This window comes from Streptomyces griseorubiginosus, assembly GCF_017614965.1.
GTDB classification, from domain to species: Bacteria; Actinomycetota; Actinomycetes; order Streptomycetales; family Streptomycetaceae; genus Streptomyces; species Streptomyces griseorubiginosus_B.
This window is the reverse complement of the sequence record NZ_WVUG01000002.1, coordinates 43,884-58,829: the sequence shown is the minus strand read 5'-3', so window position 1 is coordinate 58,829 and position 14,946 is coordinate 43,884. Positions and strand designations below refer to the sequence as shown.

Genomic DNA, 14,946 nt, shown 5'->3' with positions numbered 1-14,946 from the left:
ATGAGTGCGTCCCTGCGCCCCGTCGTCTTCATCCACGGCCTCTGGCTGCACCCGAGCTCCTGGAGCCCGTGGGCGGAGCTCTTCAAGGACCGCGGCTACCAGCCCGTCGCGCCCGGATGGCCGGGCGTCGCCGACACCGTCGAGCTGTCCCGAGCCGACTGGTCGAGCATTGCCGGCCACGGCATCGACGACGTCGTGGCCCACTATGCCAAGGTCATCCAGGAACTGCCCGAGCAGCCGGTTCTGGTCGGGCACTCCTTCGGCGGCATGATCGCCGAGAAACTTCTCGGGCAGAACCTGGCCGCGGCCGCGATAGCCATCGACGCCGCGCAGATCAAGGGCGTACTGCCGCTGCCGCTGTCGTCGCTGCGGTCGACCTTCCCGGTCTTCCGCAATCCCGCGAACAAGCACCGTGCCGTCTCCCTGACAGCTGAGCAGTTTCGCTTCGCCTTCGGCAACGCTGTCAGCGAGCAGGAGTCCGACGAGCTGTACGAGCGGTGGACCATCCCCGCTCCGGGCAAGCCGCTGTTCGAGGCGGCCGCGGCCAACTTCTCCCGGCATTCCCCGGCCGAGGTCGACACCGGCAATGCGGACCGGGGGCCGCTGCTGCTGGTGATGGGCGGCAAGGACCACACGGTGCCGGAGGCGATCACCAAGGCGACCCTCCGGCAGTACAGGGGCGTTGCCGTCACCGACCTGATCGAGTTCCCTTCCCGCGGTCACTCGCTGACCATTGACAGCGGCTGGCGTGAGGTCGCCGACGCCTGCCTGGACTGGCTTGCCGAGCAGGGGCTGTGACCGGGGAGGTGGACCACGAGAATCTGGTAGGCCGCGAAGCGGAAGTGGCCGAACTTGCCCGGCTGTGGGGACCTGGGCCCCAGCCCGGTCGGGTACTGCTCATCGAGGGCGAGCCGGGCATCGGCAAAACGGCCCTGCTGGAGGTCGCCCAGCGGTTCGCGGAAGACGCCGGTGACGAGGTACTCAAGACCGTGGGCGTCGAGGCGGAGGCGCGGCTGCCGTTCGCCGGGCTCCATCAACTGGTGCGGGGCCTCGTCCAAGACATCCCTGCGCTTGGTGGGGCGGAGCCGGAAGCGCTTCGCTCCGCCTTCGGCGAGATCGTCGCGCAACGGGCGCCCGAGCCCGCCCTGATCAACCAGGGAACCGCGCGGTTGCTGCGCCGGGCGGTGCTACGACGCCCGCTCACCGTCCTGGTGCCATGGCTTGCGGCCCGTCTCGCCCTGGCTCACGGCTCTTGGCTGCGCCGCACTGGCCAACCGGAGCAGGCGACCACCACACTGCACACGGCCCGCGCCCTGCTCAGCAACCTCGGGGCCGTCACCTGGGCCAACCGGGCCGACGAAGAACTCGTTCGGCTGATCGGCTAACCTCGCGCTTTCACGAGGCGGCCTGTACGAGGATTGATCGCCGACATCGCCGTGCCGGACCGCAACTGGGAAGTGGCCTACGAGTCGCCGTTGACTCGTCCCCCGCTGGCGCCTGAGGCGAGAGGGGAAACGTCATTGAGCATGCCGGGCCGCCTCGGCGTGTGTCCCTCAAGGATGGACCTCACCACATCGCGCGGTCGGTGATGGTCCTCCCGATCACCAATGGGGCGGCAGAGCTGACGGTACTCCGGCGGCCCTGCCTTTGAGTTCCTGTCGTCTGTTTTCCACTGCGATTCCCTTGATGGCGCCGGTCTGCCCCTCACAGCGGTCCTTCGGCGCGGTGAGAATGAGGAGGATGGCCTGGTGGACGGCGTCGATTACGACCATCCCGACCGAGCAGGGCAACCACCGTCCGCGCCGGGCGAGGCAGTTCAAGAACTCATGGGGCCGGACGGCGGTGAACCGGAACGTCTCCAACAGGCGCGAGACGGTGCCGGGAATGATCGGTGATCTGCCATGAGGATGGGCAGCTCTTGGCAGATCCACACGCGGAGCCGGTGGGCGAAGAGGTAGTGGGGGCCCGCGATGACGCCACGGTCTTGGGCCCGCCGCAGTGCGGCCAGAGGACGGATGGCCTCGGCGGCTTCCTCGTGGAGGGCGATGCTGCGATCCCGCATGGACCGAACGTGGTACCAGTGGTACCGTCGATACCATGTCTCAGCCCAAAGCGATGAACCTTCGTTTCCCCGATCCGGACCAGCGCGCCGCGATCGAGGCCGCAGCGCGACAGGAGGGCGTCAGCTTGCAGGAGTACATCCTGTCCGCTGCCTACGCACGTGCCACCGCTGTGGAGACGCATTTCCTCGACGCCTTCCGCGCGTCGATGGCCCGCAGCGGCGAGGTGTTCGCGGAGGCGGCCGGCGCCGACGGAGAGCGCCGTACTGAGGACCTGGCGGCGCGGCGGGATCTTGAGGAGCAGCAGGAGCGGGGCCACGCCGCGTGACGCAGCACGAACCTCGTCACCCTCTTGATGTGACTTTCCTTCTGCACGCTGCCGAGTTGCTGCCCGGTGATCCCCAGGTGGACGACTACGGTCCCCTGTACGCCGCTGTCGCCCGGGTCAATGCCCGAGCCATGGAGCGTGACGTCTACGGGTCCCTGTATCTGAAGGCGGCGGCGCTGTTGCAGACGCTGGTGCGGCTGCCGTGTCTGGAGCACTCCAACGAGGCGTTCGCGTGGCACTGCGCGGAGGCCTACCTCGCACTGAACGGGTGCCGTCTGGAGTATCCGCCGAAGGAAGCGGTCGCCCTGGTGCGGGACGCGGCTACCGGCGCGATAGGCATTGGACTGATCGGCCGTCAGATGCGTGCCTGGAGCGCTGCCTGACCTTCAGCCGACTTGGGCCTCGTCTCGATCCTCGCCGTTCCCTCCCCTCCCGTGGAGGGAACGGCGAACCGTATGTGTGGCGTAAGCGGGACGAGTGGGCCGAGTGGATCGCGACGGCGACGCCGACGAGCGAGACAGCACGGGCCTCGCGGCCGAAGTTCATCTGGATCCGCGGAGTTGACCGGAGACAGCAGGCCGTTGCCGGGCCACAAGGGGGATCCTGCTTCGGCCCGAGCCCGGGCGCCGGCCCACCTCCCGCAGTCGCTGCCTGCGATCACCGCAACGCCTTCCCCCGCGCTTGGTCCACGTGGCGGATTTCTCCGACTTGAGGACTATTCGTCGCGGCGGGAGTGACGGTGTGTCCGCATGCCCGGCATAGGCCTGTTGTGGCTTGATCTTCACCGCCACCGGGGGCGCAGGAAACAACGGCACCAACGGAGGAGTTGGCGGTGCCGGCTCCACCGTCACCGGCACCGCCAACGTGCCCGCGGGCACCACCACCCTCTACGTCAACGTCGCCACCGGCGGAGGAACAGCGGGCGGCTCGTTCGCCGAGGGCGGCGCCGGCGGCGGCGCCAGCGATGTGCGCACCTGCGACTCCACCAGCCCCAGCTGTTTCCTCACCGGCAACACGGCCACCGACCCCCGACTGATCGTCGCGGGCGGCGGAGGAGGCGGAGGGGCCGGGGTGGATCTGTACCCCGCCCCCGAGGCCACCGGAGGAGACGCAGGAGTGACCGGTGAGACGGGAGGCAGCAGACCCAACGGCGGTGGAGGAGGTGGCGGGGGAACTCAGGCGACCCCCGGCGCGGGTGGAGCCGCTTGCCCTGTCGCCGGCCTCCCAGTACCCGGCACGCCCGGCACACCCGGTGGCGGCGGTACGGGCGGCAACGGCGGGGGTCCCATGTCCGGTGGTGGCGGTGGAGCAGGGTGGTTCGGTGGCGGCGGAGGAGGAGGCTGCGGCGAGATTCTTTCCAATGGGACGGAGGGGCCCGGTGGCGGCGGTGGCGGATCCAACCGTGTCCCGGCGGGCGGCACCTCCGGACCCGCTACCGGTCCGGCCGCGGTGACCATCACCTACGAACAGGCCGGAGGGAACAACGGGGGCGGCAACGGGTCGCTGCTGCCCATCAGCCTCAGCGGCATCCTCCCGATGTACAACAACATCAGCGTCAACCACAACGTCAAGAGCCCCGGTGCCAGCAACACCACTACACAGAGATTCGGCCTGAACACGCCCTGAACCACCGCAAGCCGCTCAACAGTGTCGGTGAGGTGAACGGAGCCTAGGTGGCGGTTCCGGCGGATGCCGCTGGAACCGCCACTGGTCTCTCGCCTCGTACCGACGCAGCAGCAGCAACCGGAAACCGTCAACCAGGTGACCACCACACCACGTTGACTCCGCCCAGGGTGACCGGCACCCCGACCGATTCGGCGGTGAGAACCCATGACGGAAGCGGCGGCTGCCGTGATCGCTGCACTGCGCTTCAAGTACCGTTTTGGCAGCCGCCGTTCGGGGCGGCCTCTTTGAAAGCAACGTGGTCATTTGCGGTGCGTTGGGCTGGGAGGACGCGTGTGACTTGTCAGCCCGTGACGAGGGAAGACCTCTACTGACCGAAAACGTCGGACACAAGGCGTGCAATGACGAACAGAAAGCGTCTTCGGCGCAGAAACTGGCGCCGGGAGCAAGGGATACGGCTGCGCGTGCCGAGACCGTCGGCGGGCACGGAGGGGTCTGGCATCACCGGAACCGGAACCGTGCGCTGGCGGGTGCGCGTCGGACGCGTCCACTCGGCGCCGTGCGTCGCCGGGGGGACCGTCTATGTCGTCGGCAAGGGGCTGTGGGCCATCGACGCGGCTGACGGCAGTGTTCGGTGGACCCGGCCCGACGCGGGGTTCATGAGCGGGCCCGCCGTGGTCGGCGATACCGTCTACGTCGCGGGCCAGCACCGGTTCTTCGCCCTGGACGCCGCCGACGGCCACACCCGCTGGCGCCGCCGGATGAAGTGGTGGTCCTATACCCCGCCCGCGGTAGGCGGCGGCCTGGTCCACTTCGTCAACGGCAGCCGGTACCTCCGTACCCTCGACGCGGCAACCGGGCGTCGCCGCTGGCGGAGGAAGTACCGTCGCGCCGGCTGGAACGACGCCGGCCCCGTGCTCGCCGACGGCACCCTCTACACGGTCGACCGGGGCACGGTCCGGGCCTTCGACCCGGCCACCGGCAGGCTCCGCTGGCAGCAGTCCACCTTCGCCCTCGGGTCAGCTACCCCACTCGTGCACGACGGCAGCCTCTATCTGGCAGACGGACTCGGCTACCACGTGTTCGCCCTCGACGCCGCCACCGGCGAGCAACGATGGCAGGCATGGCCCGACGTCCAGAGCGTCAGCAGCATCGCGACCACGCCCGCGATCCACGGCAACACTGTGTACGTCGGCTCCCAGGATCACCGCCTCTACGCACTCGACGCGACCACCGGCAAAACCCTATGGCACGTCGTCACGGGCGGCTGCGTCGACTCCTCCCCGGCGGTGGCGGACGAAACGGTGTACTTCGGCAGCGACGACGGTCATCTGTGGGCAGTGAGAGCGGAGAACGGCCGGGTCCGCTGGAAGGTACGGACCGGCGGACGGGTGGAGAGCCCTGTCGTCGCTGACGGCGTGGTCTACGTCGGCTCCCGGGACGGATACCTGTACGCCATAGACGCGGTGCCGGCCCCAGGAGCGGTGTCGTCATAGAGGAGAAAGAGCTCAGACCGAAGAAGGAGGCAGTCCACGACCCGGTGCCGCTTGCGGCGGCCCACCTTCTTCCCACCGTCCCACCCGGACGTCGAGCGCGGGATGTCCGCCGGCCGCCTGCAGTGACTGCGCGTCCACGATGGCGGCGGTCGGGCCGGCGACCGGCCCTCCTTCTGGCGGACCTTGTCGCGCAGCCGGTCGTGGCGTCCAGTGAGCAGGCTTGTCAGTTGCCACCGTCGGGCGGACGCGTGCGCTCGTTGGGGCGGGGCGGCAGGCCGCAGTGATCACCCCAGCAAGGTCAGTAGCCGGAACCGAGCAGGAGGGCCGGGTCACCCGACCCTCCTCTCACGCCGTGCGTGAGGTGTGGTGCCGCAAGGTTCAGGGCCACCCTGGACAGCCCGGCCGGGTCAGCACTTCCACGTCTCCCACTTCAGCTCGCCCTTGAGGGAGCCGTCCGACCAGGCGACCGGGGTGTCGATACGGAAGCCGTCGGAACCCTGGCCGGGGTAGTACCAGTAGTAGTGGCCGTCGACGCGCTTGCCGTAGTGCACCTCGATCCAGCCCTGCGAGTGCCGCACGAGCGGACGGAACGAGTAACCGCCCTTGTATCCGGGGCGGACGGTGCTGGTGACGGTCTGCGTGTTGGTGCGGGTGTCCCCCAGGGTCCAGGTCTCGGAGGTCTCCGTGCTGGCCTTCATGCCCAGCTCGATCGTGTCGCTGAATCCCGCGCTGACCTCGACGCTCGTGGACTGCTGGTACGAGTACGAGGTGTTCGTCGCGTACGCACTGGCGATCTGGAACGTGGCGTTGTCGGTGCCTGAGCAGTTCGAGAACACGTTGCTCGACTCGTGCCAGTCGCCGTACGAGGTCCAGGCGTTGATCTCATGGTACTGGCACAGGTCGGCGTTGCCCTGGTTACAGTCAGAGAGCACGTCGGGCTTGTCGTCACCCCAGCCGGGGCTGGAGTTCGCGCTGGCCGTACCTGCGGACGCGAAGAGCATCAGGGCGGCGGCAGGCGCCAGCAGGGCCGCTCGGGCGCGGCTCCGCATTAACACCTTCATCAAGGTCTCCTCGTGGGGGGATGGTGGGTCGGATGTGGCTGATGAGCCTCAAGTATCTAAACGTACTGAGGAGTTGACCGTCAGGCCGTTCCACCGCACAGATCCGTCATTCGCCTTCACACGGACCGTGAGCGCGCGGCAGCTCCGCGAGCAGGCCCAGAACGAACGCCCTTGCCCTGTCCACACAACCGACGATGGTCAACGGTGGCCGTGTCCGCCTCTATGCCATCCAGCAGTACAGGCTCTCCCCCTGCTCGCCGACGACCCACGCCAGGTCGACCAGGCCGCTCAAGACCTCAGCTGCCGTCTCCAGGCCGAATACCTCGCCGTCTGCCGCTCGCTCCTGCACCCACAACTGACTGACCTCCACAAGCCGGTGCTCATCGGCAGTGGCAAGGGCATCCTGAAGCACCCGGGAAGCAGCGAGGACAACCGGGTCCTCACCATCGCCTGGGTCGGCAACCACTTCGGGCTCATCAGCGGCGACGAGTTCTTCGAAGCCCCGACCGGTGAAGATGCTCTCCCACTCGATCAGCGCCTCTTCGGCATCGAAGTTGCCGTACGTCAGCGACTCGAACACCCCGTCGGGACCGCCTTCCACGACGGCAGCGGCAGCATCGCGGTCCGCGTCAGACCGCGGGCAGCGACCCGGGCCAGGCGCCGGGGGCGCTGGTGGGCGACGGTCCTGGTGGCGGTTGCACGCAACGGCTTTAGGCATGCGTGGAACCTCTCGTCGCCCGGCCGGGGTGTCCCTGCCCCAGCCGGGCGACGGGTGAGAGCCCCGCTTCCTGACGCCCTCACCGATGATTCGGTGCCGTCGGCCGCACGGATGGGTTTTCTTCCCGTGGGGTCCAGAGGTCATTGCTGCGGAAGCCGTTCACTCCTCCATCAGAAGCTTCTCCCGCAGCTCGACTCAGAGCGCTCGGCCTGCCCTCCACAGCCGCGTTCTATCGCCTTCTCCTGCGGGACACCTTCAACACGCGCCTTTTGTCTGTGTGTCTGTGCTAGTCCGACAGCACACGCGTGTGCAGGGCGGTCACGGCCTTGCGGGCCGAGGTGAACGCACCGTGCTGCCAGGCGTCGGTATAGCTGAGCCAGTCACCGGCGAAGTGGACCCGCCCGGAGGGCTCGTTCAACGGCTTGTAGCGCGGGGCGTCGGGGCCGCCGGGCGTGTCGTGCCAAGCGGCCTCCAGGTGGGGTGTCTGGCGCCAGTGGTGGGAGAAGGAGGAGACGAGCTCCGTGCGGTACTTCTCGCCGTAGATCTTCACGCCGGCGGCCACCGCGCGCTTCTCGCGTTCCTTGGGGGCGAGCTTGGCGTACGAGTCGGCGTCGTCTCCGTAGTTGTAGTAGCCGATCATGATGCCCCGCTCGCCGTGGAAGCCGTACGAGGGGTGCCAGATGTGCACGACGTCCTGGTCGGTCTCGGTGATGCCGCCGTAGATGTTGTGGTCCAGTTCCCACCAGCGGGACCGGTACTCCAAGCCGATCTTGGCCGCGGATGAGGGGGTGATGGCCTCCAGGGCGCTTTGCACGCCGGAGCCCAGGTTGTGCGGGATCTTGGCGAGGATGCTGGGCGGCATGGCGGCGACGCAGTAGTCGGCCTCGATGACCTTCGTACGGCCGCCCTGGGTGTAGGTGACGGTGACGCCGCTGCCCTTGTCGGTGATCTTCCTGACGGCCGCCCCGGTACGGATGCGGTGAGCGCCGACGGCCCTGGTCAGCGCTCTCGGTATCTGGTCCATGCCGCCGACCGGCTGGAACATCAGCATGGCCTGGTCGAAGCCGAACTCGAAGGAGAAGTAGCGGCCGACGCCGCTGGCGAAGACCTGGGAGGCGGTCGGGAGATCGCCGAGCAGGACGCCGGGAGTGCCGGCGGCTGCCGGGACGGTGGAGTATCCGCGGCGTTCGCCGCCCTCGTACGTCAGCTTGTCGCCCAGTTCCCCCCAGTCCTGGAGGAAGTCGACGAGCCGTTCCTGGTCATCGGCCGTCAACTCCTTGTCTAGCGCGCCCTTGTTGGTGGCCTTGGCGAGCAGCTCGGAGACGTAGCCGTAGACATCGGCTTTCGCGGTCCGGTACCGCACGGGCTTCGTCATTCCGGCCGACTCGTTGAAGAGGTAGGCGTCGGCGTTGACGTTGGTGAACACCTCGATGGGAACGCCGAGTTCACGGCAGTAGTCGAGGGTGACCATCCATTGCGGGATGCGGGCGGGCCCGGCGTTCATGTAGTGGCCCTCGGCGAAGCGGGCGGTCTGCCGGTTGCCGTACAGGTCGGTGGTTGAATCACCGCCGCGGACGGTGAAGTTGCGGCCGCCGGTGCGGTCTCTGGCCTCCAGGACCGTACAGTCGTAGCCGGCCTTGCCGAGTTCGTACGCGGTGGTCAGCCCGGCGATGCCGCCGCCGAGGACAACGACCTTGGCGGCGCTGCGGCCGGTGAGGGTGAAGTCGCTCGCCTTGAGGGCACGGAAAGGCTCTTCGCGCTGGGCGGCCTGTGCGGTCGGGGCGAGGCCCAGGGCGCCCATGGTGGCGAACATGGCACCGGCACCGCTGCTGAGACCGACGTTACGCAGGAACGAACGCCGACTGGTGGTGGTTCGGCTGTGAGGCTGTGCCATTGCGTGAGGGCTCCCTCCGTCGATCTTGAACGACTCGGGAAGCCTTCCAACCGCCGGTTACAGCCCGCCGGTTACTCGTGTATCCACGCGGTTTCTGCAACTGCCCCTCCGAGTGGTCTATCGACGGTCGCTCGGTGATCTCTTCTTTGAGGTTTGCGTTGAGTTCGGTGGAAAGGACGGACTCGTTGGTTTCTGACTCGATCGGGTGGAGGCGGGCCTTGGCCAGGAGCTCGATGCCCATGTGGCGGCGGGCCTCGGTCCACTCGTCCTTCTGCTCGGCCGGCAACGCACCGACCAGACGGATCAGGGCGGTGCGGTCGGGGAAGATGCCGAGCACGTCGGTGCGGCGGCGGATGTCCTTGTTCAGCCGTTCCGCGGGTTGTTCGACCAGATCTTGGCTTCCAAGGCGTCCAGGACGTGCCGCGTCTGGGATTGGACGGCGTCGGTGTCGGGCTGTTCGAAGACGGTCCGCAGCAAAGTGGCACCCATGGCTCGGCGGACTCGGGCACCTGGCCCAGCAGCGCGCGGGCGATGGGGGTGCCCCCGCCGCGGGGAGGGTGCGGCAACGCTGCGAGCTCGCGCCGGGCAGGGTGGCGCCGACCGCGTTGACCAGGCCCGCGTGCGCGTCGGAGATGACCAGTTCGGCGCCGGACAGGCCGCGGGCGATGAGCGAGCGCAGGAAGGCCAGCCAGCCGGCGCCGTCGCCGGCGGTGGCCACGTCCAGGCCGAGGACCTCGCGGTGCCCGTCGGCGTTGACGCCGACCGCGACGAGCGTGTGGACGTTGATGATGCGGTCGCCCTCGCGGACCTTCTGCTGAGTGCGTCGACCCGGACGAAGGCGTAGGGGCCGGCGTCCAGGGGGCGGTTACGCAACGCGGCGACCTACTCGTCGAGGCGCTTGACCATCGCGCTGACCTGTGACTTCGACAGCTGGGTGACGCCCATGGACTCGGCGAGCTTCTCGACTCGACGGGTGGAGACCCCGAGCAGGTAGGCGGTGGCGACCACCGAGATGAGGGCCTGCTCGGCCCGCCGGCGGCGTTCCAGCAGCTGGCCGGATTCGGCGTGGCAGAGGGCGTCCGCCCCGGCGGACATGGGGGCGTCGGCGAACGTCTTGATCATCGACCGCACCAGATCGGGACTCGCCGCGGCGAGATTGTCCTCGGCGAGGAAGTGCAGGGCCGACGCCGACGGGGCCCGGTTGTCACGGTCGTCGCCGATGCTCGCGACCGGCAGGGTTCCCTCGTACTCGCGCATGGAGGAGACGAGCGCCGAGCGCTGCTCGCTGTTCCAGTCGTCGCCCTTACCGAGGGGTATCAGAGTGCTCTGTGAGTAAGGGCATCCGCGCAGGTTTCCGCCGCTGATCTTTTCCGTAAAGTTGGCTAATTCAGCCGCCGGATGATCATATGTTGTCGGTCATGCTGCTTCGAGGCCTTCGCGCCAAGGGAACTGTCGAGCTTTTTGTGGCCAGTTGCTCAGGACTGGGCTGTATCGCTGCACTGATAGCAGTCGTCATGGGTCAGTTGACCCCGTGGTGGGTGCTGGTCGTCGTGCCGCTGGGGCTGTTCAACGCGATCGAGGTCATCGGCTACTTCGCCTACCTGCCGGTTTCCGTTAAACCGTACGTCCTGGGTCCCGCCCGAGCCACCGACGGTGACCGCAAGGGGCGGGAAGAAGGGCAGCGACGCGGCGCCTTGCGCTGGCAGCTGGATACCGGCGGAGCCGTGAAGGAATCATCACCAGTCGTGGTCGACGGCACTGTCTACGTCGGCACCTGGAACCACCTGCTGTGGGCCGTCGACGCCGTGTCCGGCAAGGAACGCTGGCGCTGCAGGACCGGCGGCGTGGTGGCGGCCTCCCCAGCCGTCGTCAACGGCACGGTGTACATCGGCAGTTGGGACAAGAACCTGTGGGCGGTGGACGCCGCCTCGGGTCAGGAGCGGTGGAGGTTCCCAACGGCCGGCCTGGTGCGGTCCACACCAGTGGTGGCAGACGGCATGGTCCTCTTCGGCAGCAACGACGGTTACTTCCGGGCGGTCGACGCCGCTACCGGCCAGGGCCGGTGGCAGGTCGGCGTCGGCAAAGGCGTGCGCTCCTCGCCGGCCATGGTGGGGAACTCGGTGTACGTCGGCAGCAACGACGGCTTTCTGTGGGCGCTGGACACCGTTTCCGGCCAGGTACGGTGGCGGTTGAAGACACTGAGCGGGCTGTGGTCCTCGCCGGTGGCGGCCGAAGCAACCCTCTACGTCGGCAGCGCCGACCGGCACCTGTGGGCAGTGGACGCGGCGACAGGTCAGGTCCGGTGGAAGCTCCCGGCCGGCCGATGGGTGAAGTCCACCCCGGCCGTGGCCGACGGCATCGTCTACTTCGGCACCACCGACGGGTATCTGTGGGCGGTCGACGCGGCCTCCGGCGAGAGCCGGTGGAGACGCAGGGTGGGGGTCTGGGTGCGATGGGCTCCGCTGGTGGCCAACGGCACGTTGTACATCGGAACCAACGACGGCCGCATCTGGGCGCTGGACGCGCTCTCGGGCGACGAACAGTGGACGGCGCAGACCGGCAGCCCCATCTTCTCCACCCCGGCGGTGGCCGACGGCGTCCTGTACTTCGGCCTCCAGAACGGGGGCCTACTGGCTGTCCGCGCCTGACCAGAACCGGCTGCGCCTGTTCGGGGTGAGCACTGAGCCGGGAGGAGATGCCGACTGCGTAGGCGCGTTTGCGTTCCTCCAGGCCCAGGGGGAAGGAGTGGGTCGTTGTATCCGGCTCGGGGACGACCAGGGCGACGTCGACGCCACAGGTGCGGGCTTCGTCGATCATGCCCAGGTCCAGCTGCCACTTCTCCACGTGAGTGGCCCCGGCAGGGATCTCACTCGCTATGCTGGCCCCAACGTTCCGCAAGATCCCGTTGCTGGAGTCTCTCAACACTCGTTCGCGCCTGTGTGAATCCCGGATGCCTGCAGGCCGACGTTAGCGGACAGTCCTAGGCGGGCTCGGGCCAGACAGGCCCCTGAGCGGTCCAGGTGACACCCTTGTTCCGGCAGAGGCAGAAGGGGTGGCCGACGGGGTCTGTGTAGACGCGGAAGCCGTAGCCGTCGGGGTCGATGCAGTCCCGTTGGAGCGTCGCGCCGAGGTCCAGGACGCGGCGCTGTTCGGCCTCCATGTCGTCGACTTCGAAGTCGAGGTGGAACTGCTTGGGGTGCTCGCTGTCGGGCCACTGCGGGGCGCGGTAGTCCTTCACCTCGATGAAGGCCAGTTCGACCTCGCCGAGCCGGATACCGGCCCAGTGCTCGTTGCTGCCCTCCTTTACCGGAAGCCCCACCACCTCGGAGTAGAAGGCTGCCAGCTTCATCGTGTCCGGGCAATCAATGATGAAGTCGGTTAGTCGTAGCATCCCGTGATCTTGCCACGAGATCGATCAGACCTGCTACGAGACCTGATCCTCATGGTGGGCTGCTCCCGGCAGAGGAGCCGCCAGGACTTGAGAGTGGCGACGGCCTGCTCGACGAGTGCCCGGATCTTCGCACGAGATCGGTTGACCTCCTGGTGGCCTGCGGAGAAGCTGTTCCTACGGCCGCGGCAAGGAGTGCGGACCGTGCCGCCGGCACCCTGGTGGCCCTTGTCGGCCCAGCACTTGATGCCCGCCCTGGCGAGAGCATCGATGATGCCGTGCTCACGTGCCGCCTGGACGTCGTGGACGGCTCCGGGCAGGGCCGGTGAGGCCCACAGCAAAGGGCCCTTCGGGTCGGCGTTAGCTGCACGTTCATCCCGTGCCTTTTGTGTTTGTCCGAGCAGAAGGGCCGGTCGGCGGCGATCCGGTCGATGGGCAGAAGCGTGCCGTCGAGGATCAGTTACGCCTTCATCGACGCGGCCACAGGTTCGGCGAATGTGGGTGCTGTAGGTGAAGCCGGTGACCCTGCGGCCTGCCACCAAGGGCGGCGTGCCGTCCGGGGTCCGGCAGTGCCGCATCGCACCGGGGCCGTGGCACACCAGCGCCAGTGGGGTGCCCGACCCGACGGCCCTTTCGATCAGCGCGATCGACGTCGGGTTCTCGGTGAGGTCCCACAGCGGCCCGTGCCCGCCCGGGTAGAACACCGCGTCGAAGTCGTCGACGGACACCGAGTCCAGCCGCACGGTGGTGTCCGGTTGGACCTGGGCCCGGGCGTCGGCCTCGAACCGGCGGGTCTGGTCGGTCTGGAACTGTGGCTCGTTGCGGGACCTTTATGTGCCCTCTCCTGTCTCCTGGGTCGTGTCCCGGGGGACGCCCACGGCGGTCAGGACCGGATGAACTCCAGCAGGTCGGCGTTGATCGTGTCGGCCTGCGTGGTCGGCATACCGTGCGGGAAGCCGGCGTACGTCTTGAGTGTTCCGTTCTTCAGCAGTTCGACTGCCCGGGGCGCCGTGGCGGCGTAGGGAACGATCTGGTCGTCGTCGCCGTGCATCACCAGGACCGGCACGCTGATCTTCTTGAGGTCCTCGGTGTAGTCCTCCTGCGCGAAAGCGAAGACGTTGTCGTACTGGGCGTTCGCGGCACCCATCATGCCCTGGCGCCACCAGTTCTGGATGACCGCCTCGGACGGTTCGACGCCTGGCCGGTTGAAGCCGTAGAACGGGCCGGAGGCGACGTTCCGGTAGAACTCGGAGCGGTTGGCTGCGATGCCGGCCTGCAGACCGTCGAAGGCCTCCTGTGGCAGACCGTCGGGGTTGGCGTCCGACAGGAACTGAGACGGTGTCACCGAGCTGATCAGCACCACCTTCGCCACCCGGCCCTCGCCGTGGCGGCCGACGTAGCGCGTCACCTCGCCGCCGCCGGCGGAATGGCCGACATGGATGGCGTCCCGCAGGTCCAGGTGCTCGGTCAGCGCGGCCAGATCGTCGGCGTAGTGGTCCATGTCGTGACCGCTGCCGACCTGCGTGGACCTGCCGTGTCCGCGCCGGTCGTGGGCGATGACGCGATAACCGTGGTGCAGGAAGAACAGCATCTGGTTGTCCCAGTCGTCGGCCGACAGCGGCCAGCCGTGGCTGAAGACGATCGGCTGGCCGGAGCCCCAGTCCTTGAAGAAGATCTCTGTACCGTCTGTGACTGTGATCGTGTTCATGGTGTACCTCCCTCGCGGACGCCCCTTTGGACGGCCTTGGGATGATTGGGGTCGCTGCCTCGCACGGCAGCTCAGTACTTCACGACAGCTCGGAACTCGTAGGACAGTGCGTCGGTCAGGAGGACCGTGCCCTGCTCGTCGGCGGCGATGTATTCGGCATGGCCGCCGTCGACGTTGACTCTCGTCAGGACAGGTGCGACACAGTTGTTGGCCGTCACGAAGCTGTCCGCGTGCCGTTCCTTGCAGAACGCGCACCTTCCGCAGGGCTTTTGCATGATGGGAAGCCCGACCCGGTCGCCCACCTGACGTGACGTCACACCGGAGCCGACGGCGACCACTTCACCGACGCCTTCGTGCCCGAGCACCATGGGGAACGGGCGGAGAGTGAGCACCCCTTGCGCCAGCAGTGCGTCGGTGTAGCACACCCCGCAGGCATGGATCCTGACGAGGACCTGGTGCGGCCCCGCCGTCGGCATCGCAACGTCCTGCAGCACCCAGGGCGCGTTGGCCTCAGGGACCACTGCCGCCTTCATCGTTGCCATGGCCGACTCCTTCCGTGCGTCCTTGACTTCCCGGGCGCGGAATGAACCGCAGTGCTTGCGATCTGTGGTGTCCCTGTCCTCCCTGTCCCGACCGAAGCTACGGAGCACCGATGGATGAAAAGTGGACA

Annotated in this window: 13 protein-coding genes and 4 pseudogenes; 7 read left to right on the top strand and 10 right to left on the bottom strand. The window is 67.9% G+C overall.

Translation table 11 applies throughout. The annotated features are described in order from the left end of the window. The 6 genes from GRC12_RS00795 to GRC12_RS00770 all read left to right on the top strand — a co-directional run bounded on the left by GRC12_RS00795 (nt 1) and on the right by GRC12_RS00770 (nt 5,507). Nucleotides 1-798, top strand: a complete 798-nt coding sequence (locus tag GRC12_RS00795; RefSeq protein WP_208776638.1) for an alpha/beta hydrolase — start codon at nt 1-3, stop codon at nt 796-798. Continuing rightward, nucleotides 795-1,385 (top strand): ATP-binding protein, encoded by a 591-nt coding sequence (locus GRC12_RS00790; protein WP_208776637.1) that lies wholly within the window; start codon nt 795-797, stop codon nt 1,383-1,385. The genes GRC12_RS00795 and GRC12_RS00790 overlap by 4 nt, the downstream gene beginning before the upstream one ends. A gap of 712 nt (nt 1,386-2,097) precedes the next feature. Beyond that, the gene (locus GRC12_RS00785) at nt 2,098-2,388 is read left to right on the top strand and encodes a type II toxin -antitoxin system TacA 1-like antitoxin (RefSeq protein WP_439959859.1); all 291 of its coding nucleotides are present in this window, start codon (nt 2,098-2,100) and stop codon (nt 2,386-2,388) included. Beyond that, the gene (locus GRC12_RS00780) at nt 2,385-2,771 is read left to right on the top strand and encodes a fic family toxin-antitoxin system, toxin component (protein WP_208776636.1); all 387 of its coding nucleotides are present in this window, start codon (nt 2,385-2,387) and stop codon (nt 2,769-2,771) included. Before GRC12_RS00785 ends, GRC12_RS00780 begins: the two co-directional genes overlap by 4 nt. A gap of 391 nt (nt 2,772-3,162) precedes the next feature. Further along, the gene (locus tag GRC12_RS00775) at nt 3,163-4,014 is read left to right on the top strand and encodes a hypothetical protein (protein WP_208776635.1); all 852 of its coding nucleotides are present in this window, start codon (nt 3,163-3,165) and stop codon (nt 4,012-4,014) included. A gap of 461 nt (nt 4,015-4,475) precedes the next feature. Further along, a complete protein-coding gene (locus GRC12_RS00770; RefSeq protein ID WP_208776634.1) occupies nt 4,476-5,507 on the top strand; it encodes an outer membrane protein assembly factor BamB family protein in 1,032 nt (343 codons plus the stop codon). Nucleotides 5,508-5,914: 407 nt separating this feature from the next. Here GRC12_RS00770 and GRC12_RS00765 read toward each other — a convergent pair whose 3' ends face one another. The 4 genes and pseudogenes from GRC12_RS00765 to GRC12_RS46285 form a co-directional block, all read right to left on the bottom strand. Next, on the bottom strand, nt 5,915-6,568 hold the full coding sequence (locus tag GRC12_RS00765; protein ID WP_208776633.1) for a hypothetical protein: 654 nt from the start codon (nt 6,566-6,568) through the stop codon (nt 5,915-5,917). Between the two features lie 220 nt (nt 6,569-6,788). Further along, on the bottom strand, nt 6,789-7,148 hold the full coding sequence (locus GRC12_RS00760; protein WP_308286433.1) for a hypothetical protein: 360 nt from the start codon (nt 7,146-7,148) through the stop codon (nt 6,789-6,791). Nucleotides 7,149-7,572: 424 nt separating this feature from the next. After that, nucleotides 7,573-9,099 carry a flavin monoamine oxidase family protein gene (locus tag GRC12_RS00755; protein ID WP_208776631.1) on the bottom strand — a complete coding sequence of 509 codons (1,527 nt, stop codon included), beginning with the start codon at nt 9,097-9,099 and terminating at the stop codon, nt 7,573-7,575. 223 nt (nt 9,100-9,322) lie between these two features. After that, nucleotides 9,323-10,359, bottom strand: a pseudogene (locus GRC12_RS46285) (IS256 family transposase); the annotation flags it as partial. A gap of 227 nt (nt 10,360-10,586) precedes the next feature. On the opposite strand from GRC12_RS46285, the gene GRC12_RS00745 reads away from it, so the two are divergent. Continuing rightward, nucleotides 10,587-11,828, top strand: coding sequence for an outer membrane protein assembly factor BamB family protein (locus tag GRC12_RS00745; RefSeq protein ID WP_368861479.1), 1,242 nt, complete (start codon nt 10,587-10,589; stop codon nt 11,826-11,828). Here GRC12_RS00745 and GRC12_RS46855 read toward each other — a convergent pair. The 6 genes and pseudogenes from GRC12_RS46855 to GRC12_RS00720 form a co-directional block, all read right to left on the bottom strand. Then, nucleotides 11,809-11,997, bottom strand: a pseudogene (locus tag GRC12_RS46855) (hypothetical protein); the annotation flags it as partial. The gene GRC12_RS00745 and the pseudogene GRC12_RS46855 sit on opposite strands and share 20 nt — an antisense overlap. Nucleotides 11,998-12,160: 163 nt before the next feature. Then, nucleotides 12,161-12,571: a VOC family protein gene (locus GRC12_RS00740; RefSeq protein ID WP_208776629.1), complete on the bottom strand. Its 411-nt coding sequence runs from the start codon at nt 12,569-12,571 to the stop codon at nt 12,161-12,163. A 71-nt stretch (nt 12,572-12,642) separates the two neighbouring features. Then, a pseudogene (locus GRC12_RS00735) lies at nt 12,643-13,073 on the bottom strand (transposase family protein); the annotation flags it as partial. Nucleotides 13,074-13,158: 85 nt separating this feature from the next. After that, nucleotides 13,159-13,323: pseudogene (locus GRC12_RS47095) on the bottom strand (type 1 glutamine amidotransferase domain-containing protein); the annotation flags it as partial. 128 nt (nt 13,324-13,451) lie between these two features. Then, nucleotides 13,452-14,276: an alpha/beta fold hydrolase gene (locus tag GRC12_RS00725; RefSeq protein ID WP_208776628.1), complete on the bottom strand. Its 825-nt coding sequence runs from the start codon at nt 14,274-14,276 to the stop codon at nt 13,452-13,454. A gap of 71 nt (nt 14,277-14,347) precedes the next feature. After that, the gene (locus tag GRC12_RS00720; RefSeq protein ID WP_208776627.1) at nt 14,348-14,818 is read right to left on the bottom strand and encodes an alcohol dehydrogenase catalytic domain-containing protein; all 471 of its coding nucleotides are present in this window, start codon (nt 14,816-14,818) and stop codon (nt 14,348-14,350) included. Between the last annotated feature and the right edge of the window lie 128 nt (nt 14,819-14,946).

Excerpts from the sequence above, each read along its gene's own strand:
- GRC12_RS00745 (WP_368861479.1), top strand. The coding sequence starts at position 10,587 with ATGTTGTCGGTCATGCTGCTTCGAGGCCTTCGCGCCAAGGGAACTGTC.
- GRC12_RS00725 (WP_208776628.1), bottom strand. The coding sequence starts at position 14,276 with ATGAACACGATCACAGTCACAGACGGTACAGAGATCTTCTTCAAGGAC.
- GRC12_RS00765 (WP_208776633.1), bottom strand. The coding sequence starts at position 6,568 with ATGAAGGTGTTAATGCGGAGCCGCGCCCGAGCGGCCCTGCTGGCGCCT.
- GRC12_RS00720 (WP_208776627.1), bottom strand. The coding sequence starts at position 14,818 with ATGGCAACGATGAAGGCGGCAGTGGTCCCTGAGGCCAACGCGCCCTGG.
- GRC12_RS00755 (WP_208776631.1), bottom strand. The coding sequence starts at position 9,099 with ATGTTCGCCACCATGGGCGCCCTGGGCCTCGCCCCGACCGCACAGGCC.
- GRC12_RS00740 (WP_208776629.1), bottom strand. The coding sequence starts at position 12,571 with ATGCTACGACTAACCGACTTCATCATTGATTGCCCGGACACGATGAAG.
- GRC12_RS00795 (WP_208776638.1), top strand. The coding sequence starts at position 1 with ATGAGTGCGTCCCTGCGCCCCGTCGTCTTCATCCACGGCCTCTGGCTG.
- GRC12_RS00785 (WP_439959859.1), top strand. The coding sequence starts at position 2,098 with ATGTCTCAGCCCAAAGCGATGAACCTTCGTTTCCCCGATCCGGACCAG.